Here is a 26810-nt window from a genome sequence, read left to right as displayed (position 1 = left end):
ATTGCATTGCGGACGTGTCAGACCGTTGGCGCGTGCTCACTTGCCACCAGGTAGTTGATAACCGGCTCCCTGACTCCGTTGACTGCCACCGGTGCGCGGGCCGCCAACTCAAAGTCGTTTTGTATCAACGTCTCAATCGCATCGGAGACAACGACTGCACCAGGTGGTGCGCAACCCGAGATGCCGGTCGCCACGTTGGCCGCCAACCCGGACAAGTCGCCCCGGGCAGCGTCCAGATACACCAGACCCTGGTGCACTCCAACCCGGACGTTAACGCCGAAACCGAACTGCCGTCGCGACTGATCACTGAGCCGCAGCACCTCCCGTGTGATCTCCAGGCCGGCCCGCACCGCGCGGCGCGCATCGTCCTCCCGCGCAATCGGATGACCGAACACCGCCAGCAATCCATCACCCTTGGTGGACCCGATGTGCCCGTCGAAGCTGCCTACGATGCGCACCACCTGTTCGCGGTATCGCCCGACGACCAAGCGGTACGTCTCGGGCTCCACTCGGGTGGACAGCGCCGTCGAATCGACCAGGTCGGCAAAGAACAAAGTCAACTGCCGGATCTCGCCAACGTCTCCGGCGTGTGACAACACCCCTTCGGCATCGGTCGGACTGTCAGTCACCTCGACATGGTGTCATCCAGCGCTGCGCGGTGCGCCAGATCGCCAGGACTGTCGGCGACGTTCGCCGTGCCGTGTCTCCCCGGGGTAGACCCAGCGGCCGAGTCATGCCACCGCGCCGACCCGCAACGCCCGCTTCGCTGCGGTCATCAGAACCGCCACCAACCCGGCCGCCGCCACGACGTAGAACCAGCCAAGGGGTGCCTGGGACCGCTCGGGCAGCCACGCCATCAGTGCCGTCGACAGGGTGATGGACCCGTAGCAGAACGTACTGATCAATCCCGTCACGAGTCCGACGTTGCGGGTGAACACGCCCATCGCCAGCCCCTTGGTCAGCGGGTCGAGCACGCCGATGCTGAGCAACGCGAGCGCAGCACCGCCGGTGATGGCCAACGCGGAGAGCCCGACGGAGTGTGCGGAGGCCAGCAAGACCACGCCGCCCAGCGCAAGCACCACGGACCCGCCGATGGCCAACCGCCGTGTGGTGGTTCGCTGGGCCAATGCCCCGCATGTCGCCGCGCCGACGAAGTTCGCGGCGCCCACGCCCAGGGCGATGAAACCGTAGGTGGCAGAGGAGAATCCGAGTCCGGTCTGGTAGAGGAATGGGCCGACGACACCGAATACGGTCTGAGCCGCGGCGACAATACCGAACATGGCCGTAAAGGCGACGAAGTACCGATTGCGCATCGCTTCGCCCAGGACGCCCGCCGCCGCTCGCAGGTTGATCGGCGACCGTCGTTGGTGCTGAAGGGTTTCCGGCAGCACCGCGGCCACCAAGAGTCCGACGGTTGCGGTCAAGACCGCAAGCACCACGAACACCAGCCGCCACGACCCGAACTGCGAAATGAAACCACCGACGGCAGGCGCCACCACGGGAGCCGACCCCCACGCCGCGCCGAGCAAGCCCAGCACCGAAACCAGTTTGGTGCCACGGAAGCAGTCCGCCGCGATGGTGGCAGCCAACAAGTAGCACGTGCCCGCGCCGAAACCTTGCAGGAAGCGCAGTCCGATCATCATCGGTAGGCTCCCCGCCAGCGCACAGCCGATACTCGTCAGTGTCATCAATCCCAGACCGGCCAACAGCACGCGCTTGCGTCCGATTGCGTCGGCGATCAGACCGGCGGGCAATACCACCAACGCCATGCCCAATACGTAGGCAGTGACGGTGTTCTGCACCAGGGTGTTGGACGCCGCGAATTGCTCGGCGATCCTGGGAAGCGCGGGCGTGTAGAGGTCGAAGGCCACCTGTTCGAGCGGAGCGACGAGAAGCAGGACGCCGATGATGCGCCGGGCGGCGGAAGCGCCCAACGCGGGGCCGCTTCGTAATTGCTGACGCTGCAATAAGATTGCCATCGGATGCTCCGTCTTCGGTTGGCACCTGTGGTGGTGCGTCTTCGAAATTACGGAGGTCGGGCTACGGTGTCGTGCTTGTGCGCACTACCCGCGCAAGCAGCGATAAGCAGCCTTGTGTGCATTGTGCTCAGGCCGGCGGAAGCGGACCTTCAACGTCGCCAGGCCGAAGATCCGATCTTCTTGAACGAGTTGACGGCCAGGCCTGCTCCACCCAAGACCGTTCGACGATTGATCTGCATAGTCCGACCTCCATCAAAATGCCGCGAAAGAGCGTGTCGCCAAACGTGATTCACACCTGGCGACTCGCGCTACGGGCTGCCAACAACCCCACCCCTATGGTCGACCTTCAGGCGGCCGCGACGATCAGTTAGGACACCTCCTGCATTTTGAGCCGCCATGCACCGGCGACCGTTAAAAGTGCATCGGGGGGTGGATCGGTCAACGCGACGACATCGCCCACCTGGTGCACGGCGCCTCGCCCTTCGAACAGCGCCACACAGACCTTGCCGTCCAACCGGGACGGGAACTGCACCGCAGCAGCGCCGCGGTCGTACAGATCACCAGCGATCGTCTGCGTGACCTTTCGTCGTTTCGTCGTAATCTCGCTCAGATCAAGATGCTCCAGGCCGTACTCGACCAACAGTGCCGCATGCCGCTCCTCAAGCTCTTGGCGGGTATCAGCGTCGAACAGGTCAACTACAGGCCCATCCAACTCCAGCCTTGCCTGGACGAGCACATTTTCTCGACGCCACTTCGCCGTCACAGGCGCGACCGAAAAATCATCGACGGCCTCAGGCCCGTAGCGCTCGATATGGCGTTGACGTGCAGCCAGATTCGGCCGGAAGTCCGCCAGCACCTCGCGCAGGCCCGTCACCTCGAACTCGGCCACATACAGCGTTCGGAACCGCTGGTTGACGTCGTCGAACCGGTGCGAGAACCCGTAGAGGTCTAGCGGAGTGAAATCAACCGGTGCGCGGTGATATCCGACTCGCCACAATGGGCCGTCGACCGGGCTGCCGCTCACGCCTGAAAGGTCGCCACCTGGCGCGCGGCTTGTATCACCATTGTGAAATCCGCCGTCTCGGTCGCAGCACCTAGGACCTCGATCGGCGCCTGATCGTCCAGGCGCGTGTTCGTGCCGAAAAGCCACGCTTTGGCGGTCTCGTCGTCGTAAGCGTCAACGAGCATCCGGACGACCTTGTAGCCCTCACGCAGCCGACGGTCGGTCGTCGCGTGAGGTTGCGGGCCGCGCTCGCGGGTATAGCGGCCTATCTGCTTGGCGTCGGCCAAGCCCGCTATCGCCGCCGAGACGCGCTGGCCGACCGCGTCCTGCAAATACGTAGCGATCTCACGGATCGACATCGAAGCCGCGTCGATATCGAGCCTGTGGGCGGCCGAAGGAGTCAAAACCGGCATCCCGCACCTCCATTGCGTCTAAGTCGCAAGTTCCATGCAAACGATACCATACATACCACCCAAAATCACCCGTAAAACAACACCGCGTCCTCGTCTGGCGGCGGACGCCGTCCGCCGAATATCCAATCGCGGTCACATTGCGCCCCCGGCAGGAATCGAACCTGCGACCAACCGCTTAGAAGGCGGCTGCTCTATCCGCTGAGCTACGGGGGCAGCGCCCGGGAGTCTATCGAACCGGCCAGCCGATTTCCGTCGCGACCTGCGCGCGGAGTCCGGTGGGCGACGAGCAGGGGGCGTTCACAAATGCGACCCATCACCGTCAGGCGGGCGTCACCAGCAATGCGGCCCGCCCAAACCTGCAGCGGGCTAGCGTAGTGGCAGCATTCGGGAGCCAACGGGAGGAGCGGGACGAGCGATGAGTGAGGTGCCGGGGTTGGACGCGGCCGGTCTTCCCGAGGAGCTCAGTGCGGTTGATCAGTTGTTGCATCGCGGCGAGGCCAACCCGCGCACACGTTCGGGAATCATGGGTGTGGAACTGCTCGATTCCACGCCCGACTGGGACCGCTTTCGGGCCCGCTTCGAGAACGCCTCCCGCAAGGTGCTCCGCCTTCGTCAGAAGGTGGTGATGCCGACGCTTCCGACGGCGGCCCCGCGGTGGGTCGTCGATCCCGACTTCAACGTCGACTTTCACGTGCGACGGGCCCGCGTACCGGGGCCGGGCACCCTGCGTGAGGTGCTCGACCTCGCCGAGTTGGCGCTCCAATCGCCGATGGACATCTCGCGTCCACTGTGGACGGCCACGCTCGTCGAAGGGCTCGCCGATGGCCGCGCCGCGACGATGCTTCACCTGAGCCACGCGGTCACCGACGGCGTCGGCAGCGTGGAGATGTTCGCCAACATCTACGACCTCGAGCGCGACCCGCCGCCGCAAGGCGAAGCGCCGCTACCCATCCCGCAGGACCTGTCGCCCAACGACCTGATGCGTCAAGGACTCAACAGGCTTCCCGGCTCCATCGCAGGCAACCTGCTCGGTGCACTCGGGGGAGCGGCCTCCGTAGTGGGCCGGGTGGTCCGTGATCCAGTCTCGGCTGTCGGCGGAGTCGTCGACTACGCGCGTTCGGGGGCACGGGTGATGGGCTCCACAGCGGAGCCCTCGCCGCTGTTGAGGCGCCGCAGTCTGACCTCGCGCAGCGAGGCCATCGACATGAAGTTCAGCGATCTTCACCGGGCGTCGAAGGCCGCTGGCGGCTCGATCAACGACGCCTACCTCGCCGGATTGTGCGGCGCACTTCGGCTCTACCACCAGGCCAAGGGAATTCCCGTCGAGACGGTGCCCATGGCCGTGCCGGTCAACCTGCGTGCCGACGACGATCCGGCCGGTGGCAATCGCTTCGCCGGGGTCAATCTGGCCGCACCGGTCGGCGTTGTCGACCCCACGACGCGCATTCAAAAGGTGCGCGCACAGATGATGCGCAAACGCGAAGAGCGCGCCATCGACATGGTCGGTGCCATCGCGCCCGTGCTGAGCTTGCTGCCCGACAGCTTCCTCGAGTCGATGGCCGGGACCATCGTCGGCTCCGACGTCCAGGCCAGCAACATCGCGGTGTACCCCGGCGATACGTTCATCGCAGGCTCGAAGATCCTGCGGCACTACGGACTTGGGCCGCTGCCCGGCGTCGCGATGATGGCCGTGTTGGTGTCCCGCGCCGGCTACGTCACCGTCACGACGCGCTACGACCGAGCCTCCTTCACCGACGCCGAACTCTGGGCGCGATGCCTGCTGGCCGGCTTCGACGAGGTACTCGCCCTCGGCGGCGACGGTCGGGCCAGCCCTGCTTCATTCACCGTGGACGTCGCAGAATCGTCTTCCACCTCGCCCAATGGGAGTGCGCTGCAATGAGTTCGCAGAACGGACAGTCCAAGCGCACGCTGCGCCTTCCCGGCTCGGTCGCCGAGATCCAGGCCAGTCCCAAGGGGCCGGCCGTCGGCGCGTTCTTCGACCTCGACGGAACTTTGGTGGCCGGCTTCACCGGCGTGCTCATGACGCAGGATCGGTTGCGCCGCGGCCAGATGAGCGTCGGTGAGTTCATCGGCATGGTGCAGGCCGGGCTCAACCACCAACTCGGCCGCTCGGAGTTCGAAGACCTCATCGGCAAGGGCGCCCGCATGCTGCACGGGAACTCGCTGAGCGATCTCGATGAACTGGGCGAGCGACTGTTCCTTCAGCACGTTCAGAAGCGCATCTATCCGGAGATGCGCGACATGGTGCGGGCCCACATGGCGCGTGGACACACCGTGGTGCTCAGTTCGTCGGCGCTCACCGTGCAGGTCGAGCCCGTCGCGAAGTTCCTTGGCATTGACAACATCCTGAGCAACAAGTTCGAGACCGACGACGACGGTCTGATCACCGGCGAGGTGCAGCGGCCGATCATCTGGGGCCCTGGCAAGGCCAGGGCGGTGCAGGCCTTCGCCGCCAAGAACGGCGTCGATTTGGCCAAGAGCTACTTCTACGCAGACGGTGACGAGGACGTCGCACTGATGTACCTCGTCGGCAATCCCCGGCCCACCAACCCGGCCGGCAAGATGGAAGCCGTTGCCATCAAACGTGGTTGGCCCGTATTGCGGTTCTCCAGCCGCAGCGGCAGCAGCCCGGTGTCGCAGCTGAGGACGGTCGCAGGCATCGCCTCGTTGGTACCCGCGGCGGCCGGTGCGATCGGGCTCGGCCTGTTGACTCGCAATCGTCGGGTCGGGGTCAACTTCTTCACGTCGTCCTGGAGTCGACTGCTGATGGCGTCGGTCGGCATCGACCTCAACGTGCTCGGCGAGGTAAACCTCACCGGCCAGCGACCTGCCGTGTTCCTCTTCAACCACCGCAACCAGGCCGATCCGTTCATCGCGGGCCGGTTGATCAGCGACAACTTCACGTCGGTCGGCAAGAAGGAGTTGGAGAGCAACCCGCTCATGGGCACCCTCGGGAAGGTATTGGACGCGGCGTTCATCGACCGCGACGATCCCAAGTCCGCCGTCGAGAGCCTGCACAAGATCGAAGAACTTGCCCGGAAGGGACTCTCGGTGCTCATTGCGCCAGAGGGCACTCGGTTGGACACCACGGAGGTGGGCGAGTTCAAGAAGGGGCCGTTCCGGATCGCCATGGCCGCAGGCGTTCCCATCGTTCCGATCGTTATCCGCAACGCCGAGGTCATCGCCGACCGCAACTCCAGCACGTTCAACCCTGGAAGCGTGGACGTGGCCGTGTTCCCGCCGATTCCGACCGACGACTGGACGACGGAGAACCTCACCGAGCGCATCGCGGAGGTCCGTCAGCTGTACCTCGACACACTGCGGGATTGGCCGCAGGACGGCCTGCCCGACGTGCCGCTCTATGCGCGTACGAAGAAGGCCCGCAAGGCCACCGTGAAGACGACGCCTGCGAAGCAGGCCCCCGCCAAGAAGGCCCCCGCCAAGAAGGCGCCCGCCAAGGCAACTGCGACCAAAGCTGCGGCGAAGACTCCAGCGGCGAAGACTCCCGTGAAAAGGGCTGCCGCCAAGGCGAATCCGACTAAGAAGGCGCCTGCCAAGAGGGGCCGGCCGTGAAAGCAAGGGCCGAGGAATTCGCAACCTTCAGCCCCACCGACGACACCCTGGTGCTGGCGTCGGTCGACTCACCCGCAGAACTCGAGATGCTGAACGGCTGGCTGCAACAACAGCGTCGCGCGCATCCCGACGCCAACATCGAGGTGCTGCAACTGCCTGCCGACGACGACCCGCCACCGGCGGTCTTGGCAAGCCTGGTCTCCCTTCTGGAAGCCGACGAAGACCGGTCCGTCGTGCCGGTTCGCGTGTTCTGGGTGCCGGGTGGCCTGCCGACCCGGTCCAAGGTGGTGGCACTGCTTTCCGGGCGCGACACCTACCGCCCGCCTCACATCCTGCAACGGGGCATTCTGCGCAAGGACCAGTCACGCGCTCGCGTCGTCGACGGTGAGCCTGCCAAGGTCTCCGAGCTGCGACAGCAGTGGAGCGACACCACCGTCGGCGAGACGCCCCGCGACTTCGCGCGTTTCGTCATCCGCCGGGCCACCCTTGCCATCGAGCGGGTCGAACTCCGGCTGCTCGGACCGGAGTACAAGTCGCCGCGACTGGTCAAGCCAGAGTTGCTGGCGTCGGCGCGTTTTCGAGAAGGGCTCGAGCAGATACCCGGTGCCACGGTGGAGTCGGCGGGCGAGATGCTCGACGAACTGGCGACGGGCTGGAGCCGGTTCTCGGTCGACCTGATTCCGACGCTGGGCCGCGCCATATTCAGCAGGGGTTTCGACCCCAACATCGACTACGACCGCGCCGAGATCGAGGCGTTGCGCGTCGCGCTGGAAGAACATCCGGCGGTGCTGCTGTTCTCCCACCGGTCGTACCTCGACGGCGTGATCGTGCCAGTGGCGATGCAGGAGAACCGGCTTCCCCCGGTGCACACCTTCGCGGGCATCAACCTGTCGTTCGGGTTCATGGGGCCGCTGATGCGCCGGTCGGGCGCCATCTTCATCCGCCGCAAGCTCGACGATCCGCTGTACAAGTTCGTGCTGAGGGAGTTCGTCGGCTACATCGTGCAGAAGCGGTTCAACCTGAGTTGGGCCATCGAGGGCACGCGCTCGCGGACCGGAAAGATGTTGCCGCCCAAGCTCGGACTGCTCGCTTACGTCGCCGACGCGTACCTGGCCGGCCGCAGCGACGACATCCTGCTTCAGCCCGTGTCGATCAGCTTCGACCAGTTGCACGAGACCGCCGAGTACGCCGCGTACGCCCGCGGCGGTGAGAAGACGCCAGAGGGGGTGTCCTGGCTCTACAACTTCATCAAGGCTCAGGGCGAGCGCAACTACGGCAAGATCTACGTCCGCTTCCCAGAGGCCGTCTCGATGCGCAAGTACCTGGGCGAGCCCCACGGGCCGATGACCACCGACGACGCCGCCAAACGACTCGCGATGCAAAAGATGGCCTTCGAGGTGGCGTGGCGCATCGTGCGGGTCACCCCGGTCAACGCGACCGGGTTGATGTCTGCGCTGCTGCTGACCGCGCGCGGTGTGGCGCTGACCCTCGGCCAACTCCATCACACCCTGCAGGACTCCCTGGATTACCTGGAGCACAAGGAAACTCCGATGACCAACAGCGTGCTGCGGTTGCGCACGCCCGACGGAGTGCGGGCCGCCGTCGACGCATTGTCGGGCGGACATCCGGTGACGCGAGTAGACGGCGGCCGGGAGCCGGTGTGGCTGATCGCGCCGCAGAACGAGCACGAGGCGGCCTTCTACCGCAACACGATCATCTACGCGTTCCTCGAAACCTCCACCATTGAACTAGCCTTGGCACACGCTGCGCGCGCCGAGTCCGACTGGCTCGACGCGTTCTGGTCGCAAGTGATCCGGTTGCGGGATCTGCTCAAGTTCGACTTCTACTTCGCCGACTCGGCGGCGTTTCGCGAGAACGTCGCCGAAGAGATGTCGTGGTACGACGGCTGGGAGGAGCAGGTCGCTACCGGCAAGGAAGGTATCGACGCACTGCTGCAGGCCAAGCGCCCTCTGATCGGCGCGGCGATGCTGCGGCCGTTCTTCGAGGCCTACGAGATCGTCGCCGACGTGCTGCGTGACGCACCAGCCGAGATCGCCGAGAAGGACCTGACGAAGTTGGCGCTGGGCATCGGACGCCAACAAGTCGCACAAGCCAGAGTGCGCAGCAACGAAGCGGTGTCAGCGCTGTTGTTCGCCACCGCACGTCAGGTCGCCGCCGACCAGAAGCTGCTGGAGCCCGCACCCGACCTGTCGGCGCGACGGGCGGCGTTCCTGGGTGAGATGCGCAGCATCCTCGCAGACATGGACACGGTGGAGTCGGCGTCGCGCGATCAGTTCTACGCCCGCGAGCTGGCGTCGCGCCGCCCCGACGGCGGCTGAATCGCCACCCCATACGCTGGTGGCATGACGACGGTCGCCGGACGGGTGCGCACCAGCCCGGTATGGCCGGTGCTCGTCGGGGTGGCGCTGCTCGCAGGCGTCACCGCCGCAGGGCTCGCGGCGCTGGCCCTGACCGACGCGCTCACCGCCACCGGGCTGCCGAACCCCGGCCCCGTCACCAACTACGGGCTGCCCTTCGTCCGCGCGGCAGGGGGGATCGCGGCCGTCGTCGCCGCAGGTTCGTTCCTGCTTGCGGCGTTCCTGGTACCACCGCAACGCAACGGCGTGCTCGACGTGGCGGGGTATCGCGCCCTGCGTACGGGCACCGTCGCATCCGGGGTCTGGGCGGTATGTGCCGCACTTCTGGTCCCGCTGACGGTCTCCGACGTCACGGGGCAACCCCTGGCGAACCGACTCAGTCTGTCGGCGGTCTGGTCGGTGGCCGACCTCATCGAGACGGCGGGCATGTGGCGGTGGACGGCGTTGCTTGCGGCCGTGGTCACCGTGGTGAGCATTCCGGTGCTGCGCTGGTCGTGGACCCCGGTGCTGTTCGGCGGGGCGCTCGTCACCCTGGTGCCGATCGCGCTGAGCGGGCATTCGTCGGCGGGCGGATCACACGACGTCGCGACCAACAGCCTGCTGATCCACCTGCTGGTGGGTGCGGTGTGGGCAGGTGGCCTGCTGGCGCTGCTCGCGCACGCCCTTCGCGGTGGCGAGCACGCCCCGCTTGCGGCGCGGCGGTTCTCGGCCATCGCGCTGTGGTGCTTCGTGGCGATGGGGCTCTCAGGCATCGTCAACGCGCTGGTTCGCGTCAATCCCAGTGACCTGCTCACGACAGGTTACGGCTGGCTCATCATCGGCAAGGCCGCGGCGCTATGCGCGCTCGGCGTCATCGGTGTCCTGCAGCGAAGGCGCGGTATCGCTGCGCTGCAAAGAGATTCAGGTGACCGACGGCCACTGATCCGGCTCGCGCTCATCGAGGCCGCCGTCTTCGGGGTGACGTTCGGGATCGCCGTGGCGTTGGGGCGTACCCCGCCGCCGCCCCCGCCGATCTACAACCCCTCGATCCCCGCGATCGAGATCGGCTACGACCTGGCCGGGCCGCCCACGCTTGCGCGAGTGTTGTTCGACTGGCGCTTCGACCTGATCTTCGGCACGGCAGCGCTCGTCCTCGCAGCGGTGTACGTGGCCGGAGTGATCCGGTTGCGCAGGCGTGGCGACACCTGGCCGTCCGGTCGCATCGTGGCCTGGCTCTGCGGGTGCGCGGTGCTGTTGTTCGCGACGTCGTCGGGGGTCGGGCGCTACATGCCCGCGATGTTCAGCATGCACATGGCCGCACACATGCTGTTGTCGATGCTGACACCGGTGCTGCTGGTGCTGGGCGCTCCCGTCACGCTGGCGTTGCGGGCCCTACCCGCGGCCGGTCGCGACGATCCACCGGGCATGCGCGAATGGCTGTTGGCCGCGCTGCACAGCCGGGCGTCGCGCTTGCTCACCAATCCGATCGTCGCGACGGTGCTGTTCGTCTCTGGTTTCTACGGGCTGTACTTCGGAGGGCTGTTCGACCTCGCTGCAGGCAGTCACGCCGCGCACCTCGCGATGAACCTGCACTTCCTGCTCACCGGCTACCTCTTCTACTGGGTGGTCATCGGCGTCGATCCCACGCCGCGGCCCATCCCGCCGCTGGCCAAATTGGCAGTGGTGTTCGCGTCGCTGCCATTGCACGCGTTCTTCGGGGTGGTGCTCATGGGTACCAAGACGGCGTTGGCGGGCAGTTTCTACGAGTCGCTCAAGCTGTATTGGCACACGGATCTGCTCGGCGATCAGCGGCTCGGAGGCGGAATCGCTTGGGCGGCAGGCGAAATACCGCTTGTCTTGGTGCTTATCGCGTTGCTGGTGCAGTGGCGGCGCAGCGATCTGCGCACGGCCACGCGGCTCGACCGGGCCGCCGACCGCGACGACGACGCCGACCTGGCGGCCTACAACGCGATGCTCGCCAAGATGGCCAAGCGCGACGCGGATTCGCGCTAACCGACCGCGCCCGTTTGTGGAGTCTCACCGGCGCGCACCGCCGCTCAGACTCCACAAGTCGCCGAGTCAGACTGCTCCCGCGGCGACCGCGGCTGCCCATCCGCCGTATGCGCTGATGTCCTTGCCCGCCGCGGCGGCCGCGCCGTCACACCCGAACGAGGTGCGCCACGTGCCGTCGTCGAACTCGACCTTGCCGAGTTGCATCGGAGCGGGCAGCGCCGTCAGGAACCGACCGAGGGCGGCGGGGGAGAGCAGCCACGAATGAGCCTTCAACGCCGTCCCTGAGCCGTCGGGCAGCCGAGTGATCGCGGGCTTGGGCGGCGTCGAGGGCAGCAGCGCCATGCGGTAGTTCGCCGACGTGGTCAACTCACCTGCCCAGCGTGCCCCCACGTCGGTGAGCTGGTGGACCAGCGGCCCGCCCCGCAGGTGTGCACCGAACACCACCAACTCCGTGGTGTCGGCTGCGGCGCTTGGCCAAACCCGCTGCAGCGCTTCGACTCCGGACACCATCGCGGCAACGTCGAGCGCGACGGCATCCTCGAACGCCCTTGCCAATACGGTGACGCCGAACTGCGCGTCGCCTGCCACGCCGGTCGGGACGGCCACCCCGCAGAGGTCGAACAGATTGCAGAAGTTGGTGTACGTGCCGAGTCGCGAGTTGACACCCACCGGATCGGCAGCGACCTCGTCGATCCGCGGGTGGAACGGCGCCGTCGGCACCATCAGGGCGTCGACGCCGTCGAGCGTGGCCATGGCCTTCGACCGCAGCCGCGCCACTTCCCGGCGGTCGGCGATCAGCCGGTGGGCCGTGACGTCGCGTGCTGCGGTGATGATCCGGCCGACGGTGGGGTCGATCGCCGCTTCGGGGTGCGTGTCGACGAATTCCCCTACCGCTGCATATCTTTCGGCGACCAGCGCACCGTCGTACAGCAACGTGGCGGCCGCCAGGAACGGCGCGAGGTCGACGGTGACGATGCGGGCTCCCGCTGCGGCGAGCGCAGCGACCGCTTCGCCGAACGCCCCTTGCCAAACCCCGTCGAGTTCGGGGAGTTCGGCGGGCACGGCGACGACGGGTTCCGGAGGCGCGGCGAGCCTGGTGTCGGCGGGCCACGGCCGGTCGGGTGCACCAGCGGCGAGCACACCCATCGCACGGTTGGCCAGTTCCAGGTCGGACGCGAAAATGGTGACGCAGTCGTAGGATTCGCACGCGGGCACGACGCCTTGGGTGCTCACCACGCCGAGCGTGGGTTTGATGCCGACGATGCCCTGCAACCCGGCGGGCACCCGTCCCGATCCCGCGGTGTCCGTACCGATGGCGATGTCGACTGCTCCGGTTGCAACCGCCACTGCGGAGCCAGAACTCGAGCCACCGCTGATGAACTCGGGCCGACGGCTGTCGGGCACCACTCCGTAAGGCGAGCGGGTGCCGACCAGGCCGGTGGCGAACTGGTCGAGGTTGGTCTTGCCGACCACGACCGCGCCTGCCGCCCGCAGCGCGGCGACGGCAGCGGCGTCCCGGTCGGGCCGGTAGCTGAACTCAGGGCAGGCTGCGGTCGTCGGCAGTCCTTCGGCGTCGACGTTGTCCTTGACCGCGAGCCTGAGTCCGGCGAGCACGCCGCCCGCGCGCTCGCTGTTGGCCACCTCGGCGTCGACCTTGGCGTCGTCGCGGCGACTGATCCACACCGTCATGCCGACAAAACTAGCGGTCGATAGGTATACGCGCATGTCCACAGTTCCCGATTCATCCACAACCTGCGGTCGCGGCCCGTGGTCGTCGGCCCTGGTGTCAGCCCACGCCCGGTAAATGGACCCGTCGGCGACACCCGCGTCGTCGCAGCCAGAAAGGAATCACCCATGTTCGAGACACCCTTCACCATCGTGGGAAACATCGTGAACGACCCGGTCCACCGCCGCGTCGGCGAGCAGTCCGTGGTCAAGTTCCGCGTGGCCAGCAACTCCCGGCGACGCGCCGCTGACGGAACATGGGAGCAGGGCGATTCGTTGTTCGTGTCGGTCAGTTGCTGGGGCCGACTCGTCGGCGGCGTGGCTCCGCTGGCCAAGGGGGACCCCGTCATCGTGGTGGGGCAGCTGTACACCAGCGAGTACGACGACCGCGAAGGCGTGCGGCGCTCGTCGGCTGAAGTGCGGGCCACCGCAGTCGGGCCGAATCTCGCGCGTTCCACGGTCCGCCTCGAAAAGCTGAAGCGGATGACGGACGAGCAGCCGACCGAGGACGTGGACGGGACGGACGAGGCCGATGCCGTTTTGGCCGACTCCGACACCGAAGGCGAGGACGACGGACTCCCACTGACCGCTTGACGCCGCAGGGCCACGCCTAGGATGGTTCGCGGCGACATTGCGACTACCCCGTCGCTTCGCTCGCCCCAACCAGTCCACGAAAGGCATCCAACGGCATGGCCGAATTCATCTACACGATGCGGAAGGTCCGCAAGGCGCACGGCGACAAGGTGATCCTTGACGACGTCACCCTGAGCTTCCTTCCGGGCGCGAAGATCGGCGTCGTCGGCCCCAACGGGGCAGGCAAGTCGAGCGTCTTGCGGATCATGGCCGGGCTCGACCAGGCCAACAACGGCGACGCGTTCATCGCGCCCGGCGCCAGCGTCGGCATCCTGATGCAGGAGCCGCAGCTGAACGAGGAGAAGACCGTCCGCGAGAACGTCGAGGAGGGGGTGCCGATCAAGGCGAAGCTGAATCGGTACAACGAGGTCGCCGAGTTGATGGCCACCGACTACTCCGACGAGCTGATGGAGGAGATGGGTCAGCTTCAGGAGGAGCTCGACGCGGCCGACGCCTGGGACCTGGACAGCAAGCTCGAACAGGCGATGGATGCACTGCGCTGCCCGCCGCCCGACGAGCCTGTCACCCACCTGTCCGGCGGCGAGAAGCGCCGCGTGGCGCTGTGCCAGCTGCTGCTGTCCGAACCCGATCTGTTGCTGCTCGACGAGCCCACCAACCACCTGGACGCCGAGAGCGTGCTGTGGCTGGAGAAGCACCTGGCCGACTACAAGGGCGCGATCCTGGCCGTCACCCACGACCGGTACTTCCTCGACAACGTCGCCGAGTGGATCCTCGAGCTCGACCGTGGCCGGGCCTACCCGTATGAGGGCAACTACTCGACGTACCTGGAGAAGAAGGCCGAACGGCTCACCTTGCAGGGCCGCAAGGACCAGAAACTGCAGAAGCGGTTGACCGAGGAACTGGCCTGGGTCCGCTCGGGTGCCAAGGCCAGGCAGGCCAAGAACAAGGCCAGGCTCGGTCGGTACGAGGAGATGGTCGCCGAGGCGGAGAAGACGCGGAAGCTCGACTTCGAGGAGATCCAGATCCCGACCGGTCCGCGGCTCGGCACCGTGGTGGTCGAGGTCGATCACCTCGACAAGGGCTTCGACGGGCGCATCCTCATCAAGGACCTGTCCTTCACGCTGCCGCGCAACGGCATCGTCGGCGTCATCGGCCCCAACGGCGTTGGCAAGACCACGCTGTTCAAGACCATCGTCGGGCTCGAAGAACCCGACAGCGGCATCGTCAAGGTCGGTGACACGGTCAAGCTCAGCTACGTCGACCAGACCCGCGGCGGCATCGACCCGAAGAAGAACGTCTGGGAGGTCGTCTCCGACGGGCTGGACTACATCGAGGTCGGCCAGAATGAGGTCCCGTCCCGCGCCTACGTCTCGGCGTTCGGCTTCAAGGGTCCCGATCAGCAGAAGCCGGCAGGCGTGCTGTCCGGCGGCGAGCGCAACCGGCTGAACCTCGCGCTGACCCTCAAGGAGGGCGGCAACCTGATCCTGCTCGACGAGCCCACCAACGACCTGGACGTCGAGACGCTCAGCTCACTCGAGAACGCCCTTCAGCAGTTCCCGGGTTGTGCCGTGGTCATCTCGCACGACCGCTGGTTCCTCGATCGCACCTGCACGCACATCCTGGCGTGGGAGGGCGACGACGACAACGAGGCCAAGTGGTTCTGGTTCGAGGGCAACTTCGGCGGCTACGAGGAGAACAAGCTGGAGCGGCTCGGCGCTGACGCGGCCCGTCCGCACCGGGTGACGCACAGGCGGCTGACGCGCGACTGATCCGGCGAGGCAGGAGCGGAGCGACCCGGGGGGCTACTAGTGTCGCTCCTGCGTGCCAGCGTGGGTACGCGGGTGCAAGGTAGGAGCGATCGGCATGGCAGTGATTCCCGGGAGCGGCCAGGGTTACGACGGATCGGCTGAGACGACGGCGCTGAACCTGAATCAGGACCATGCTGCCGGACTGTCCAGGGCGTACCTGGCCACCTATCAGGGACCACACGGCGACGCCCCCGCAGCGGATTCCGCGGTGACGGCCCCCGTCGATCCGTCCGCCGTCGGCCGGTTGGTGTCACCTGCGATGTTGGCCGCGCACAGTCGCCTTGGCGCCCGCCGCTCGGTCGGGGAGACGAAGGTCGCGGTGTACGCCGCGGACGACCCCTCGGGCATCGGCCCGGCGCTGCAGTTGGTGACCGATCAGAGCGGCATGCTGTTGGACTCGGTCACCGTCCTGCTGCACCGCCTCGGCGTCGCGTACACGGCCATCATGAACCCGGTGTTCCGCGTGCGGCGGGCCCCGTCGGGCGACCTGTTGGAGATGGCGCCCACGACCGATCCGAACGCACCTCACACCGGCATCGAAGAGAGTTGGATTCACGTCTCGTTGGCGTCGTCGGTCAATGCCAAGGCCGTCGCCGATGCGGCCGCCCTGCTGCCCAACGTGCTCGCCGACGCGCGGCAGGTGACCGTCGACTCCGGCGCGCTGAACGCCACCCTGGTGGGGCTCGCGAACGGGCTCGACGCGGACCTCGAGGGCCGGTTCCCGAGCTACGACCGCCGTGACGTCGCCGCGTTACTGCGCTGGCTCGCCGACGGGCACTTCGTACTGCTGGGTTACCAGCGCTGCACGGTGAGCGACGGCCGGGCGTCCGTCGATCCGGCCAGCCGCTTGGGCGTGCTGCGGCTGCGCACCGACGTGCTGCCGCAACTCACCAAGCCCGAGGATCTGCTGGTGCTGGCGCAGGCCACGATGCCGAGCTTCCTGCGCTACGGCGCCTATCCGTACATCGTGGTAGTCCGCGAGGGTGGCCCCCGTGACCATGCCATCGAGCATCGGTTCGTCGGGCTGTTCACCGTCGCGGCGACCAACGCCAACGTGCTTGAAATTCCGCTCATCTCGCGTCGCGTCCACGAGGCGATGCTGCTGGCGCAGGGCGACCCCAGTCACCCTGGCCAGCTGATGCTCGACATCATCCAGACCATTCCGCGTTCGGAGCTCTTCGCACTCAGCGCGCGTGAATTGCTGAGCATGGCCAAGGCCGTCGTCGAGCTCGGTTCGCGACGCCGCACCTTGCTGTTCCTGAGGGTCGATCAGCTGGCCCACTTCGTGTCGTGTCTGGTGTATCTCCCGCGTGACCGGTACACCACCGTGGTGCGCCTGGAGATGCAGGACATCCTGGTCCGCGAACTCGGCGGTGAAAGCATCGAGTACACAGCTCGTGTCAGTGAATCACCATGGGCGGTAGTGCATTTCACTGTGCGGCTGCCCGGTGGTTCCGGACCTGGGAATGTCGACGCGTCGCTCGAGAACGAGACCAGGATCCAAGGACTGCTGACCGAGGCGGCGCGCACGTGGGGCGACAGGCTGCTCGGCTCGGTCAAGGCGGGGTTGATCGGCAGGCCCGAGGCCGAGCACTATTCGGCCGCCTTCCCCGAGGTGTACCAACAGGCGTTCACTCCGCACCAGGCCATCGACGACATCGCGATCATCGAAGGGCTGCAAGATGATTCGGTCAAGCTGGTGTTCGCCGAGGGCGAGCAGGCCGGTTCGCCGCAGCTGACCTGGTACCTGGGCGGACGGTCCGCCTCGCTAAGCCACCTGTTGCCCATGCTCCAGTCGATGGGCGTCGACGTGCTCGAGGAACGCCCGTTCACCGTGACGCGCGCCGACGGCCTGCCGGTGTGGATCTACCAGTTCAAGATCGCCGTGCATCCGTCCATTCCGGTCGCCGCGGACGCCGGCGAGTTCGCCGCCAACGCCACCCGCTTCGCTGACGCGGTGACGGCGATCTGGCAGGGCCGCGCCGAGGTCGACCGCTTCAACGAGTTGGTGCTGCGCGCCGGCCTGACGTGGCAGCAGGTCACGGTGCTGCGTAGCTACGCAAAGTACCTGCGGCAGGCAGGTTTTCCGTACAGCCAGTCCCACATCGAAACGGTCGTCAACGGCAACGCGCACACTGCGCGCTCGCTGGTGAACCTGTTCGAGGCGCTCTTCGATCCATCGGAGTCCGATACCCGGCCCGATGCTCAGGCTGCGGCGGTCGCCGTCGCCAAGGACATCGACGCCCTCACCAGTCTCGACACCGACCGCGTGCTGCGCGCATTCGCGTCGATGATTCAGGCCACCCTGCGCACCAACTACTTCATCACCGGCACCGACTCCGCGCGGGCGCAGAACGTGCTGTCGATCAAGCTGAATCCGGGCCTGATCGACGAACTGCCCTTGCCTCGGCCGCGCTACGAGATCTTCGTGTACTCGCCGCGGGTGGAGGGCGTGCACCTGAGGTTCGGCAACGTCGCCCGCGGCGGGCTGAGGTGGTCGGACCGCAAGGAGGACTTCCGCACCGAAATCCTCGGCCTGGTCAAGGCGCAGGCGGTCAAGAACGCCGTCATCGTGCCCGTCGGTGCCAAGGGCGGATTCGTGCTGAAGAACGCGCCGATTCCCACCGGCGACGCCGCGGCCGACCGCGACGCGCTTCGCAACGAGGGCGTCGCGTGCTACCGCCTGTTCATCGCCGGGCTGCTTGACATCACCGACAACGTCGACACGACGACCGGCGCCGTCATCGTCCCTCCTGGCGTGGTGCGCCGCGACGGCGACGATGCCTACCTCGTGGTCGCCGCGGACAAGGGCACCGCCACCTTCTCCGACATCGCCAACGAGGTCGCCAAGTCGTACGGCTTCTGGTTGGGCGACGCGTTCGCCTCCGGTGGGTCCGTCGGATACGACCACAAGGCGATGGGCATCACCGCGAAGGGCGCGTGGGAGTCGGTAAAGCGTCACTTCCGCGAGATGGGCGTCGACACGCAAACCGAGGACTTCGCCGTCGTCGGGGTCGGAGACATGAGCGGTGACGTGTTCGGCAATGGCATGTTGCTGTCCAAGCACATTCGGCTGGTGGCCGCGTTCGACCACCGCCACATCTTCCTCGATCCCAACCCCGGTGCCGCGAGTTCGTGGGTCGAGCGCCAGCGCATGTTCGACCTGCCGCGGTCGAGTTGGGACGACTACGACCGTTCGCTGATCAGCGCGGGCGGCGGCATCTACTCCAGGGAACAGAAGTCGATCCCGATCACTGCGGAGGTCCGCACCGCGCTGGGCCTGCCCGCTGACGTCGAGGAGATGACGCCGCCTGCACTGATGAAGGCGATCCTGCTGGCGCCCGTCGACCTGTTCTGGAACGGCGGCATCGGAACGTACGTGAAGGCGGAAGCCGAGTCGGACGCCGACGTCGGCGACAGGGCCAACGACGCCATCCGGGTGAACGGGAACCAGTTGCGCGCCAAGGTGATCGGTGAGGGCGGCAACCTCGGAGTGACACAGCGTGGGCGCATCGAGTTCGACCTCGCCGGCGGCCACGTCAACACCGACGCGATGGACAACTCCGCTGGTGTGGACTGCTCCGATCACGAGGTCAACATCAAGATCCTCGTCGATTCGCTCGTCGTCGCAGGCAAGGTGGCGGCCGATGAACGCACGGAACTCCTGATGTCGATGACCGACGAGGTCGGCAGGCTGGTGCTCGCTGACAACGCCAGCCAGAACGATCTGATGGGCACCAGCCGAATCAACGCGGCGAGCCTGCTTCCGGTGCACGCCAGCCAGATTCGACATCTAGTCGCCGAGCAGGACTTGAACCGCGAACTCGAGGCGCTGCCGTCGGAGAAGGAGATCGCCCGGCGCACGGAGGTGGGACTGGGGTTGACGTCGCCGGAGCTCGCGACGTTGATGGCGCACGTGAAGCTGACGTTGAAGGACAACCTGCTCGCCAGCGAGCTGCCCGACCAGGAGGTGTTCGCCGCCCGCCTGCCCGACTACTTCCCCGAACAGTTGTGTGCGCGCTTCGGTCCGGAGATCCGTAGTCACCAGCTGCGCCGCGAGATCATCACCACCATGTTGGTCAACGATCTGGTCGACACCGCAGGAATCTCGTACGCGTTTCGTATCACAGAGGACGTGGGGGTAAGCCCCGTCGACGCGGTCCGCAGTTACGTGGCCACCGACGAGATCTTCCGGGTCGGCGAGGTGTGGCGTCAGATCAGGGCGGCCGGCGACGCGGGTGTCCCGGTGACCGTTACCGACCGGATGACGCTGGACCTACGTCGGCTCATCGACCGGGCGGGCCGGTGGCTGCTCAACTACCGCCCCCAGCCGCTGGCCGTTGGCGCAGAGGTCAATCGGTTCGCCGCCAAGCTGGCAGCGCTGACGCCGCGTATGTCGGAGTGGCTGCGTGGCGACGACCGCGACATCGTTGCCAAGCAGTCCGCCGAGATGGAAGCCGAGGGCGTCTCCGCCGAACTTGCGAGTTCGGTGGCCACCGGGCTCTACCAGTACAGCCTGCTCGACATCATCGACATCTCCGACATCATCGAGCGTGATGCCGCCGAGGTGGCCGACGTGCACTTCGCGCTGATGGATCACCTCGGCACCGATGGACTGCTGACCGCGGTGAGCCAGCTGCCGCGCGACGATCGCTGGCATTCATTGGCGCGCTTAGCGATTCGCGACGACATCTACGGTTCGCTGCGGGCGCTGTGCTTCGACGTGATGGCCGTCGGCGAACCGGACGAGACCGGCGAGCAGAAGATCGAGGAGTGGGAACTCACGAACAGCTCGCGGGTGGCGCGGGCGCGCAAGACGCTCAGCGAGATCTATGAGGACGGCGAGCGCGATCTTGCGACGCTTTCGGTGGCGGCGCGCCAGATTCGCAGCATGACGCGGACGAGCGGAACGGGGTCGACGGCTTGACGGAGCGCTACACCACGCCGGTGCCGGTGCGATGGTCGGACATCGACATGTACCAGCACGTCAATCACGGGACGATGGTGACGATCCTGGAGGAGGCCCGCGTACCGTTCCTCACCAAGCCGTTCGCCGACGACTTCGCTACCATCGGGCTGTTGATCGCCGAGGTCAAGGTGACCTACAAGGGTCAGCTACGGCTCGCGGATTCGCCTCTGCAAGTGACGATCTGGTGCAACCGATTGCGGGCGGTCGACTTCACGCTGGGCTACGAAGTCCGTTCCGCGCTGGCCGATCCGGACTCCAAGCCGGCCGTCATCGCGGAATCACAGCTGGCCGCGTTCCACATCGAGGATCAGCGCTTGGTTCGGTTGGCACCGCATCATCGGGAGTACCTCGAGCGTTACAAGCGATGAGCGCACCCGAACGCGGGCTCTGGCTCGATGATGCTGTCCACCGTGAAGACCTCGTCACCTTCGTCGACCGCGCGTTGCGGCTCGACGAGTCGGCGGTGATAAGACTCAAGGAGCGGGCCGGGGGCCACGTCGTTGCCTGGGTGCCAACAGGTTTCGACGTATTGGCCAGCCGGGTGGTCGGTGGCCGTGTCAAACCCACCGACCTTTGCGCAGGCGCCGACGCGTTGGCGCGGGCACTGCCCGAGATGGACCGCTCGGGCTTCGTCGAACCTGGGTTTGCCATGGACTCGGCATGGCGCGGGTTGCTGCCACCCGAGTCGGGGTTCGTGCACTTGGACGACGTGCCCGCGCGGGCGGTGCTCGACCTCGCCCAGCGTGGCGTCGCATTGGCGAAGGAGCACAGCAGCGCCCACGGTCCGCCCGCGTCGCTGCTCGATCAGGAGGTCGTGGCCGTCAGTTCCGGTGGCGAGACCGTCGGAATCCCGATGCGGTGCGTGTTCGCCTTGACGGCAATGGGTTTCCTGCCGCAGTCGACTAGTTGGGGCGATGCGTTCGCGCCAGAGTCGGTGGCTCCCGACGAGGTAGTGCGGGTTCGGGTAGTGCCAAGCTGGTTGCGCATCGACGCGCGCTTCGGAACCGTTTACCGCCGCCGCGGGCACGCCACGCTGAAGTTGTTGTAGCGCCTACGTCAGGGCGGCCCCGGAGGTGGACATCGAGTTGCCCACCTTTGAGCGACAACTCCAGTGGCCCGCCTGATTGTCGCTCCAAGGTGGGCAACTCGAACGGCGTCTCCGAAACTGTGGGGCAAACTCGAGAACCCCGTCGGGGCCTGCACCAAGCCGCGCTACCGCAGCCAGGCCGCCGAATTGCCGGCAAGCTCTCCGTCGACCAGGGCGCTGGCGATCAATAGTTCCCCGTCGGGCAGCACTACCGACGTCGTACCCGCGTTGAGCACGCACACCAGACCGTCGCCGCAGCGGAACGTCACGACGTCCGGGGCACCGTCCAGGAATTCCAATGTCAAGTCGCTGAAATCCGCTCTGCGGTACCGTATCTCGATGGCCCGACGAAACAGCGACAACGTCGAGTCGGGGTCGTCGTCTTCGGCCTGGACCGTCAACGTCGCCCATTCCGACGGCATCGGCAACCAGGTGTCGGCACTGTCGGAGAAGCCGAACGGCGGAGTGTCACCCAACCACGGCATCGGCACCCGGCACCCATCGCGCCCGCGCTCCACGTGCCCCGACCGTTCCCACGTCGGGTCCTGCAGCACCTCGTCGGGCAGGTCGACGTTCGGCAACCCGAGTTCTTCGCCGTTATAGACGAACACGGCACCTGGCAGCGCCAACATCACCAGCGCCATGGCCTTGGCGCGCGCCAGTCCGAGTGCGCCACCGCCGTAGCGGCTGACCTCGCGCTCGACGTCGTGATTGGACAAGCACCACGTCGGAGCCGATCCCGCGAGATCCGCTGCGACTAGCGAATTCTTGATGGCCGCCTGGATGTCGGCCGCGTCGAACTTGGCGCGTACCAACCGGAAGTTGAACCCGAGGTGAAGCTCGTCGGGGCGTAAATACTTGGCGAAGTCGCCGTTGTCGAACACCCAGATCTCGCCGATGGTGACGGCGTCCGGGTAGTCGTTGAGCACCCTGCGGATGCCGCGGTGAATCTCGTGCACGCCGTCGTGGTTGAACCGCGGATCGTCGTCGTCGAGGGTCAGCATCGGGAGGTCTGGATTCTTCATGTCCGGCAGGCCGGGTGGTTTGGCCATGCCGTGCGCGACGTCGATGCGGAACCCGTCGACGCCTCGATCGAGCCAGAACCGCAGCGTCTTCTCCAGGTCGTCGAAGACCTCTGGGTGTTCCCAGTTCAAATCGGGCTGCTCAGAGTCGAACAGGTGCAGGTACCACTGGCCCGGGTTGCCGTCCGGTTCGACGACGCGCGTCCACGCCGGGCCGCCGAACACCGACACCCAGTTGTTGGGCGGATGAAGCCCGAGCAGCCCGCTGCCGTCGCGGAAGACGTAGTACTCGCGCTGTCTGGTGCCGGGGCCGGCCGCCAGTGCGGCCTGGAACCAGGGGTGCTGGGAGCTGGTGTGGTTGGGCACCAGGTCCATCGTGACCTTGATGTCGCGGGCGTGGGCTGCCTCGACCAGGCGGTCGAGCGCGTCGATTCCGCCGAACAGTGGGTCGACGTCACGCGGGTCGGACACGTCGTAACCGTGGTCGGCCATGGGGGACACCATCACCGGATTCAGCCAGAGCGCGTCGACGCCCAATTGCGCTAGGTAGTCGAGGTTGTCGGTCACGCCATCCAGGTCGCCGACGCCGTCGGCGTTGCTATCGCGAAACGACCGCGGATAGGCCTGGTAGAAAACGGCGTTGGACCACCACGTGCGTTCGGTCACGTTCGCCAATTGTGCCGCAGGGGGGAGCGAACGTCAGTGCACGGCTCAGAACGGTGAGTTGACCATTGAGTGAGCGGCCATCTCGAGGTAGTCCAGCAGGGCCTTGCGGTGGGCGTCGTCGAGGGTCCTGGCGTCGATCTCGCCGACCGCGATGTGCATGCAGCGCAACCAGGCGTCCCGCTCGATTGGGCCGACCTTGAACAGCGCGTGACGCATCCGCAACCGCGGATGACCGCGCTGGTCGGAGTAAGTGCGGGGTCCGCCCCAGTACTGCTCGAGGAACATCCGCAACCGCTCCTCGGCGCCGTCAAGATCGTCGTCGGGATACAGCGGGCGCAGGATCTCGTCCTCCCGGACCTGCTCGTAGAACTTCGACACGATGGCCCGGAACGTCTCGCCACCACCGACTTCGTCGTAGAACGACCGCACAACGTCCGTCACGGTCCCATTGTCTCCCGCCGCCGATCCGGCCCGCCGGGCGGCGGCAACCCGAGCCGGCGTCACCGGAAGTTCATCGGACTGACCTGCGAACACGTCCAAAATTGTCGTGCGGAGGCTGGCAATCCATGGTGGACTGTCTCCTCGGAGGACGTATGTCGCAGCGAAGAAGGACTCGTAGCCACCGGAGTCTTGGGACAGCGACGGGCCTGACCGGCCTGGCTGGACCCCCGGCCGCTGCTGCGCACACGCTGCCCCTGCACGGCGTCGACGGCCGTCAAACCAGCCATGAGGGCGGGCGCTGGGGACGTCGCCGGGTATTGCTGCTGAATTCCACCTACGAACCCCTGACGGCGCTGTCTGCCCGTCGCGCGGTGGTCATGGTGCTCTGTGGCAAGGCCGACGTCGTACACGCCGACCCGTCCGCGCCCGAGGTCTGTTCGGAGAGCCGCGCGATCACGGTGCCCACCGTCATTCGGCTGCGGTCGTACGTACGGGTGCCGTACCGGGCGCGCATTCCGATGACGCGGGCCGCCCTGATGCATCGAGACCGGTTCCGCTGCGCCTACTGCGGGTCCAAGGCCGACACCGTCGATCACGTGGTGCCGCGCAGTCGCGGCGGCGAACATTCGTGGGAGAACTGCGTGGCCGCATGCGCGACGTGTAATCACCGCAAGGCCGATCGGATGCTCGCCGAACTGGGCTGGACGCTGCGCTCGGTGCCGCTGCCGCCCAAGGGGCAGCACTGGCGGCTGCTGTCGTCGGTCAAGGAACTCGACCCCGCCTGGATGCGATATCTGGGTGAGGGCGCGGCCTGAGTGCGAACTGCGATACGGTTTGCGGCGTGAGCATTGCACTGACCCATTCGCTCCTCGGCGGGGTTCCGCTGCTGGTGCTGTTGGTACTGGCGGTCTTGATCTTCAGGCACAAGGGTCCGCACCCGGCGACCTACAAGTTGTCGGAGGAGTGGACGCACGCCCCGATCCTGTGGGCGGCCGACGAACCCGCCGATCACGGTCACGGCGGACACGATTCGCACGTAACGGTGGGAGGTGGCGCAAGTGGCAAGTGGTGACATCGCGACCTTCAGCCAGGAGGTCCTGCCGGTCGGCTTCGCCCGTACGGTCAGCGGCCGGATTTCTGGGGTCACCGAGCCCGGTGAACTGTCGGTGCACTATCCGTTCACGACCAAGCAGCTCGTGATTCTCGACGACGCCCTGAAGTACGGGTCGCGTGGCGCCAAGGCTCGCTTCGCCGTCTACCTCGGCGACCTCGGCGAGGACACGGCAGCGCGGGCGCGCGAAATCCTGGCCAGCGTGCCGACTCCCGACAACGCGGTGTTGTTGGCGGTCTCGCCGAACCAGAAGGCCATCGAGGTGGTGTACGGCAGCGAGGTCAAGGGCCGCGGCATCGAAGAGGCTGCGCCGCTCGGGGTGTCCGCCGCGGCCGCATCGTTTCAGGAGGGCGACCTCTTGGACGGCCTCGTCAGCGCCGTGCGGGTGCTGAGCGCAGGCGTTTCGCCAGCCTGACCTGACTGACCGTGTCGGGCCGGTTGCCCAAGCCTGACGGCTGGCGTCCCCGGGTGCTGATCGTGGTGTCCGCTGCCGTCATGGTGCCGATGTTCTTCGGGACGACGCTGTGGTGGCTCGTCGCCAGCCTGGTGAACGGTCAGTACGCCTCGTCGTTAGTCGCAGTCGGCGTGCTACTGGTGTTGTTGGGCTTCACGCTGGCCGTGACGGTCACCAAGGCCGGATTGGTCGAGCCCAGCGGCGACTTCGACGACGTCGGCACGTACGTCTTCATCGACCAGATGGTCGGGATGATCATGCTCGCAACGGCGATCGTGATGATCCCGACGGCGACGCTCTTCCTGATCTTCTACTTCACGGGCGCGATCGTCCCGCCACATACCCGCAAGGGGAACGCACCGCTGGTCGTCGCCGCAGTGCTCGCATTGATTGGCGCCATCACCATGATCAAGGGATACCGTAGCCGCACGATGGGGCAGGTTCGGTTGACCCCCAAGGGTTTTCGGGTCTACGAGAGCGGCAAGGAGTTCGGCGGCATGTGGGCCGACGTCGCCGACGTGACCAGTGCACCGCCGCCCGCGCGCACGCGCTCGGACCGCAAGATCAAACCGGTCGTGTTCACCATGACAGACGGCTCGGTGCTCGCGATCAACGCCGCGGACAGCTACACGCCAGGCGGCCAAACCCTGTACTGGATGGCGCGCTACTACTGGCGCAACCCCGACGAGCGGGGCGAGCTCACCGATGGCAGGGCGCTCAAGCGTGTGTACGACGAGCAGTTTCCGACCGACTGAGGCCAGGAAACGACAAAGCCGGTGACCGCTTGGGGGTCACCGGCTTCTTGGAAGTCGCTTCTTAGCGCTCGGCGTCGTGCCGCTGCGCGATGGCAATGAGCTCCTCACGGACCGTCGAGTCCGGGAGAGCGTTGATCCGCGCGTAGAGGCGGCGCCGATTGATCGAGCGCGTCAGATCTGCGCGAAACTGCGCGAGGGACATTTTCTCAACTCCTACTTCGTGCCCCGGATCGTCGGGGCGTCATGTGTGCTAGTCATCCTCTGGGCCGGGGATCACCCGTCCATAAGAACTCTCTAATCGTCCATGTTAATTCCACGTTAATCAACTTTGACGTGCGTGATTGTGGTCACCCCAGCCCGATTGACAACCTCCACTGGGGTGTGACCTGAGCCACAGATTTTGTTTGCTAGCTCTCGCTCGCGTGGAGTGCCAAGAGCTCCGCCCGGATCCGCACGTAACGCTCCAGGAAGCTGCGCTCGTCGAGGCGCTTCCGGCGCAGCCAACCCGTCACCTCGTCATTGCACTTGCTCGCATTGCACGCCGCGCACGCGGGCACCACGTTGTCGACGGTGTAGCGGCCGCCGCGGGAGATCGCCATGACGCAATCGCGCTGTAGTGGCACGTCGGTCGCGCTGCAGTACGCGCAACCGATCCAGGCCGCCTTGATGGCCGCCCACTGCGCAGGGGTGAGGTCGTTCACGACGGCCGCGACGCGCCGCTTGCGCTTACGGGCCGCGCGCGCCCGGCGAGTGTTGGTGGCCGCCACTGCGCGAGCGTATGCGACCGCGGCCCCGAAACCCGTCATCCTCCGTCGGGTT

At 66.5% G+C, this 26810-nt stretch carries 22 protein-coding genes and 1 tRNA gene; 13 read left to right on the top strand and 10 right to left on the bottom strand.

Annotated features, from left to right (window positions below; translation table 11 throughout):
* Positions 1–17 precede the first annotated feature (17 nt).
* The 5 genes from SLQ30_RS31100 to SLQ30_RS31080 all read right to left on the bottom strand — a co-directional run bounded on the left by SLQ30_RS31100 (position 18) and on the right by SLQ30_RS31080 (position 3608).
* Positions 18–629: an adenylate/guanylate cyclase domain-containing protein gene (locus SLQ30_RS31100; RefSeq protein WP_319450961.1), complete on the bottom strand. Its 612-nt coding sequence runs from the start codon at positions 627–629 to the stop codon at positions 18–20.
* A 102-nt stretch (positions 630–731) separates the two neighbouring features.
* The gene (locus tag SLQ30_RS31095) at positions 732–1979 is read right to left on the bottom strand and encodes a multidrug effflux MFS transporter (RefSeq protein WP_319450960.1); all 1248 of its coding nucleotides are present in this window, start codon (positions 1977–1979) and stop codon (positions 732–734) included.
* A gap of 367 nt (positions 1980–2346) precedes the next feature.
* The gene (locus SLQ30_RS31090; protein WP_319450959.1) at positions 2347–3003 is read right to left on the bottom strand and encodes an RES family NAD+ phosphorylase; all 657 of its coding nucleotides are present in this window, start codon (positions 3001–3003) and stop codon (positions 2347–2349) included.
* Positions 3000–3395 carry an XRE family transcriptional regulator gene (locus tag SLQ30_RS31085; protein ID WP_319450958.1) on the bottom strand — a complete coding sequence of 132 codons (396 nt, stop codon included), beginning with the start codon at positions 3393–3395 and terminating at the stop codon, positions 3000–3002. Before SLQ30_RS31085 ends, SLQ30_RS31090 begins: the two co-directional genes overlap by 4 nt.
* Before the next feature lie 140 nt (positions 3396–3535).
* Positions 3536–3608 (bottom strand) — tRNA-Arg (locus tag SLQ30_RS31080).
* Between the two features lie 202 nt (positions 3609–3810).
* Between SLQ30_RS31080 and SLQ30_RS31075 the strand changes: the two genes are divergently transcribed.
* Genes SLQ30_RS31075 through SLQ30_RS31060 form a run of 4 tightly spaced genes read left to right on the top strand, consistent with a single transcriptional unit; the run spans position 3811 to position 11359 of the window.
* Positions 3811–5295, top strand: coding sequence for a wax ester/triacylglycerol synthase family O-acyltransferase (locus SLQ30_RS31075; protein ID WP_319450957.1), 1485 nt, complete (start codon positions 3811–3813; stop codon positions 5293–5295).
* Entirely contained in the window at positions 5292–6989 is a 1698-nt protein-coding gene (locus tag SLQ30_RS31070; protein WP_319450956.1) for an HAD-IB family hydrolase, read from the top strand. The genes SLQ30_RS31075 and SLQ30_RS31070 overlap by 4 nt, the downstream gene beginning before the upstream one ends.
* A complete protein-coding gene (locus SLQ30_RS31065; RefSeq protein WP_319450955.1) occupies positions 6986–9328 on the top strand; it encodes a glycerol-3-phosphate 1-O-acyltransferase in 2343 nt (780 codons plus the stop codon). The genes SLQ30_RS31070 and SLQ30_RS31065 overlap by 4 nt, the downstream gene beginning before the upstream one ends.
* Positions 9329–9352: 24 nt before the next feature.
* Positions 9353–11359 (top strand): cytochrome c oxidase assembly protein, encoded by a 2007-nt coding sequence (locus SLQ30_RS31060; protein ID WP_319450954.1) that lies wholly within the window; start codon positions 9353–9355, stop codon positions 11357–11359.
* Positions 11360–11425: 66 nt separating this feature from the next.
* On the opposite strand, the gene atzF is transcribed toward SLQ30_RS31060, so the two are convergent.
* The gene (atzF, locus tag SLQ30_RS31055; RefSeq protein ID WP_319450953.1) at positions 11426–13048 is read right to left on the bottom strand and encodes an allophanate hydrolase; all 1623 of its coding nucleotides are present in this window, start codon (positions 13046–13048) and stop codon (positions 11426–11428) included.
* A gap of 165 nt (positions 13049–13213) precedes the next feature.
* Between atzF and ssb the strand changes: the two genes are divergently transcribed.
* The 5 genes from ssb to SLQ30_RS31030 all read left to right on the top strand — a co-directional run bounded on the left by ssb (position 13214) and on the right by SLQ30_RS31030 (position 21503).
* Positions 13214–13678 carry a single-stranded DNA-binding protein gene (gene ssb, locus SLQ30_RS31050; RefSeq protein WP_319450952.1) on the top strand — a complete coding sequence of 155 codons (465 nt, stop codon included), beginning with the start codon at positions 13214–13216 and terminating at the stop codon, positions 13676–13678.
* Between the two features lie 95 nt (positions 13679–13773).
* Positions 13774–15447: an energy-dependent translational throttle protein EttA gene (gene ettA, locus SLQ30_RS31045; RefSeq protein ID WP_319450951.1), complete on the top strand. Its 1674-nt coding sequence runs from the start codon at positions 13774–13776 to the stop codon at positions 15445–15447.
* A 94-nt stretch (positions 15448–15541) separates the two neighbouring features.
* A complete protein-coding gene (locus SLQ30_RS31040; RefSeq protein ID WP_319450950.1) occupies positions 15542–20413 on the top strand; it encodes an NAD-glutamate dehydrogenase in 4872 nt (1623 codons plus the stop codon).
* Positions 20410–20823, top strand: coding sequence for a thioesterase family protein (locus tag SLQ30_RS31035; protein ID WP_319450949.1), 414 nt, complete (start codon positions 20410–20412; stop codon positions 20821–20823). Before SLQ30_RS31040 ends, SLQ30_RS31035 begins: the two co-directional genes overlap by 4 nt.
* Positions 20820–21503, top strand: coding sequence for a hypothetical protein (locus tag SLQ30_RS31030; protein WP_319450948.1), 684 nt, complete (start codon positions 20820–20822; stop codon positions 21501–21503). The genes SLQ30_RS31035 and SLQ30_RS31030 overlap by 4 nt, the downstream gene beginning before the upstream one ends.
* A gap of 164 nt (positions 21504–21667) precedes the next feature.
* Here the strand turns inward: SLQ30_RS31030 and SLQ30_RS31025 are convergent, their stop codons facing one another.
* Together SLQ30_RS31025 and SLQ30_RS31020 are read right to left on the bottom strand one after the other, a co-directional pair.
* On the bottom strand, positions 21668–23230 hold the full coding sequence (locus SLQ30_RS31025; protein WP_319450947.1) for a glycoside hydrolase family 13 protein: 1563 nt from the start codon (positions 23228–23230) through the stop codon (positions 21668–21670).
* A 45-nt stretch (positions 23231–23275) separates the two neighbouring features.
* Positions 23276–23671: a globin gene (locus tag SLQ30_RS31020; protein ID WP_319450946.1), complete on the bottom strand. Its 396-nt coding sequence runs from the start codon at positions 23669–23671 to the stop codon at positions 23276–23278.
* 152 nt (positions 23672–23823) lie between these two features.
* On the opposite strand from SLQ30_RS31020, the gene SLQ30_RS31015 reads away from it, so the two are divergent.
* The 4 genes from SLQ30_RS31015 to SLQ30_RS31000 are packed head-to-tail and all read left to right on the top strand — an operon-like array spanning position 23824 to position 25991.
* A complete protein-coding gene (locus SLQ30_RS31015) occupies positions 23824–24486 on the top strand; it encodes an HNH endonuclease (RefSeq protein WP_319450945.1) in 663 nt (220 codons plus the stop codon).
* 26 nt (positions 24487–24512) lie between these two features.
* Positions 24513–24743 (top strand): hypothetical protein, encoded by a 231-nt coding sequence (locus SLQ30_RS31010; RefSeq protein ID WP_319450944.1) that lies wholly within the window; start codon positions 24513–24515, stop codon positions 24741–24743.
* Positions 24730–25197 carry a DUF5130 domain-containing protein gene (locus tag SLQ30_RS31005; RefSeq protein ID WP_319450943.1) on the top strand — a complete coding sequence of 156 codons (468 nt, stop codon included), beginning with the start codon at positions 24730–24732 and terminating at the stop codon, positions 25195–25197. Before SLQ30_RS31010 ends, SLQ30_RS31005 begins: the two co-directional genes overlap by 14 nt.
* A 23-nt stretch (positions 25198–25220) precedes the next feature.
* Positions 25221–25991: a hypothetical protein gene (locus SLQ30_RS31000; protein ID WP_319450942.1), complete on the top strand. Its 771-nt coding sequence runs from the start codon at positions 25221–25223 to the stop codon at positions 25989–25991.
* Between the two features lie 61 nt (positions 25992–26052).
* On the opposite strand, the gene SLQ30_RS30995 is transcribed toward SLQ30_RS31000, so the two are convergent.
* Together SLQ30_RS30995 and SLQ30_RS30990 are read right to left on the bottom strand one after the other, a co-directional pair.
* Complete coding sequence (locus SLQ30_RS30995) at positions 26053–26193, bottom strand: hypothetical protein (RefSeq protein ID WP_319450941.1); 141 nt, start codon at positions 26191–26193, stop codon at positions 26053–26055.
* Positions 26194–26398: 205 nt separating this feature from the next.
* Positions 26399–26797, bottom strand: coding sequence for an HNH endonuclease (locus tag SLQ30_RS30990; RefSeq protein ID WP_319450940.1), 399 nt, complete (start codon positions 26795–26797; stop codon positions 26399–26401).
* Between the last annotated feature and the right edge of the window lie 13 nt (positions 26798–26810).

This window comes from Mycobacterium sp. RTGN4 (assembly GCF_033804635.1).
Classification (GTDB): domain Bacteria; phylum Actinomycetota; class Actinomycetes; order Mycobacteriales; family Mycobacteriaceae; genus Mycobacterium.
Note: the sequence above shows the minus strand (reverse complement) of the source record. Positions and strands in the feature narration are given on the sequence as shown.

Excerpts from the sequence above, each read along its gene's own strand:
- SLQ30_RS31095 (WP_319450960.1), bottom strand. The coding sequence starts at position 1,979 with ATGGCAATCTTATTGCAGCGTCAGCAATTACGAAGCGGCCCCGCGTTG.
- SLQ30_RS31085 (WP_319450958.1), bottom strand. The coding sequence starts at position 3,395 with ATGCCGGTTTTGACTCCTTCGGCCGCCCACAGGCTCGATATCGACGCG.
- SLQ30_RS31075 (WP_319450957.1), top strand. The coding sequence starts at position 3,811 with ATGAGTGAGGTGCCGGGGTTGGACGCGGCCGGTCTTCCCGAGGAGCTC.
- SLQ30_RS31070 (WP_319450956.1), top strand. The coding sequence starts at position 5,292 with ATGAGTTCGCAGAACGGACAGTCCAAGCGCACGCTGCGCCTTCCCGGC.
- SLQ30_RS31060 (WP_319450954.1), top strand. The coding sequence starts at position 9,353 with ATGACGACGGTCGCCGGACGGGTGCGCACCAGCCCGGTATGGCCGGTG.
- atzF (WP_319450953.1), bottom strand. The coding sequence starts at position 13,048 with ATGACGGTGTGGATCAGTCGCCGCGACGACGCCAAGGTCGACGCCGAG.
- ssb (WP_319450952.1), top strand. The coding sequence starts at position 13,214 with ATGTTCGAGACACCCTTCACCATCGTGGGAAACATCGTGAACGACCCG.
- ettA (WP_319450951.1), top strand. The coding sequence starts at position 13,774 with ATGGCCGAATTCATCTACACGATGCGGAAGGTCCGCAAGGCGCACGGC.
- SLQ30_RS31040 (WP_319450950.1), top strand. The coding sequence starts at position 15,542 with ATGGCAGTGATTCCCGGGAGCGGCCAGGGTTACGACGGATCGGCTGAG.
- SLQ30_RS31030 (WP_319450948.1), top strand. The coding sequence starts at position 20,820 with ATGAGCGCACCCGAACGCGGGCTCTGGCTCGATGATGCTGTCCACCGT.
- SLQ30_RS31015 (WP_319450945.1), top strand. The coding sequence starts at position 23,824 with ATGTCGCAGCGAAGAAGGACTCGTAGCCACCGGAGTCTTGGGACAGCG.
- SLQ30_RS30995 (WP_319450941.1), bottom strand. The coding sequence starts at position 26,193 with ATGTCCCTCGCGCAGTTTCGCGCAGATCTGACGCGCTCGATCAATCGG.
- SLQ30_RS30990 (WP_319450940.1), bottom strand. The coding sequence starts at position 26,797 with ATGACGGGTTTCGGGGCCGCGGTCGCATACGCTCGCGCAGTGGCGGCC.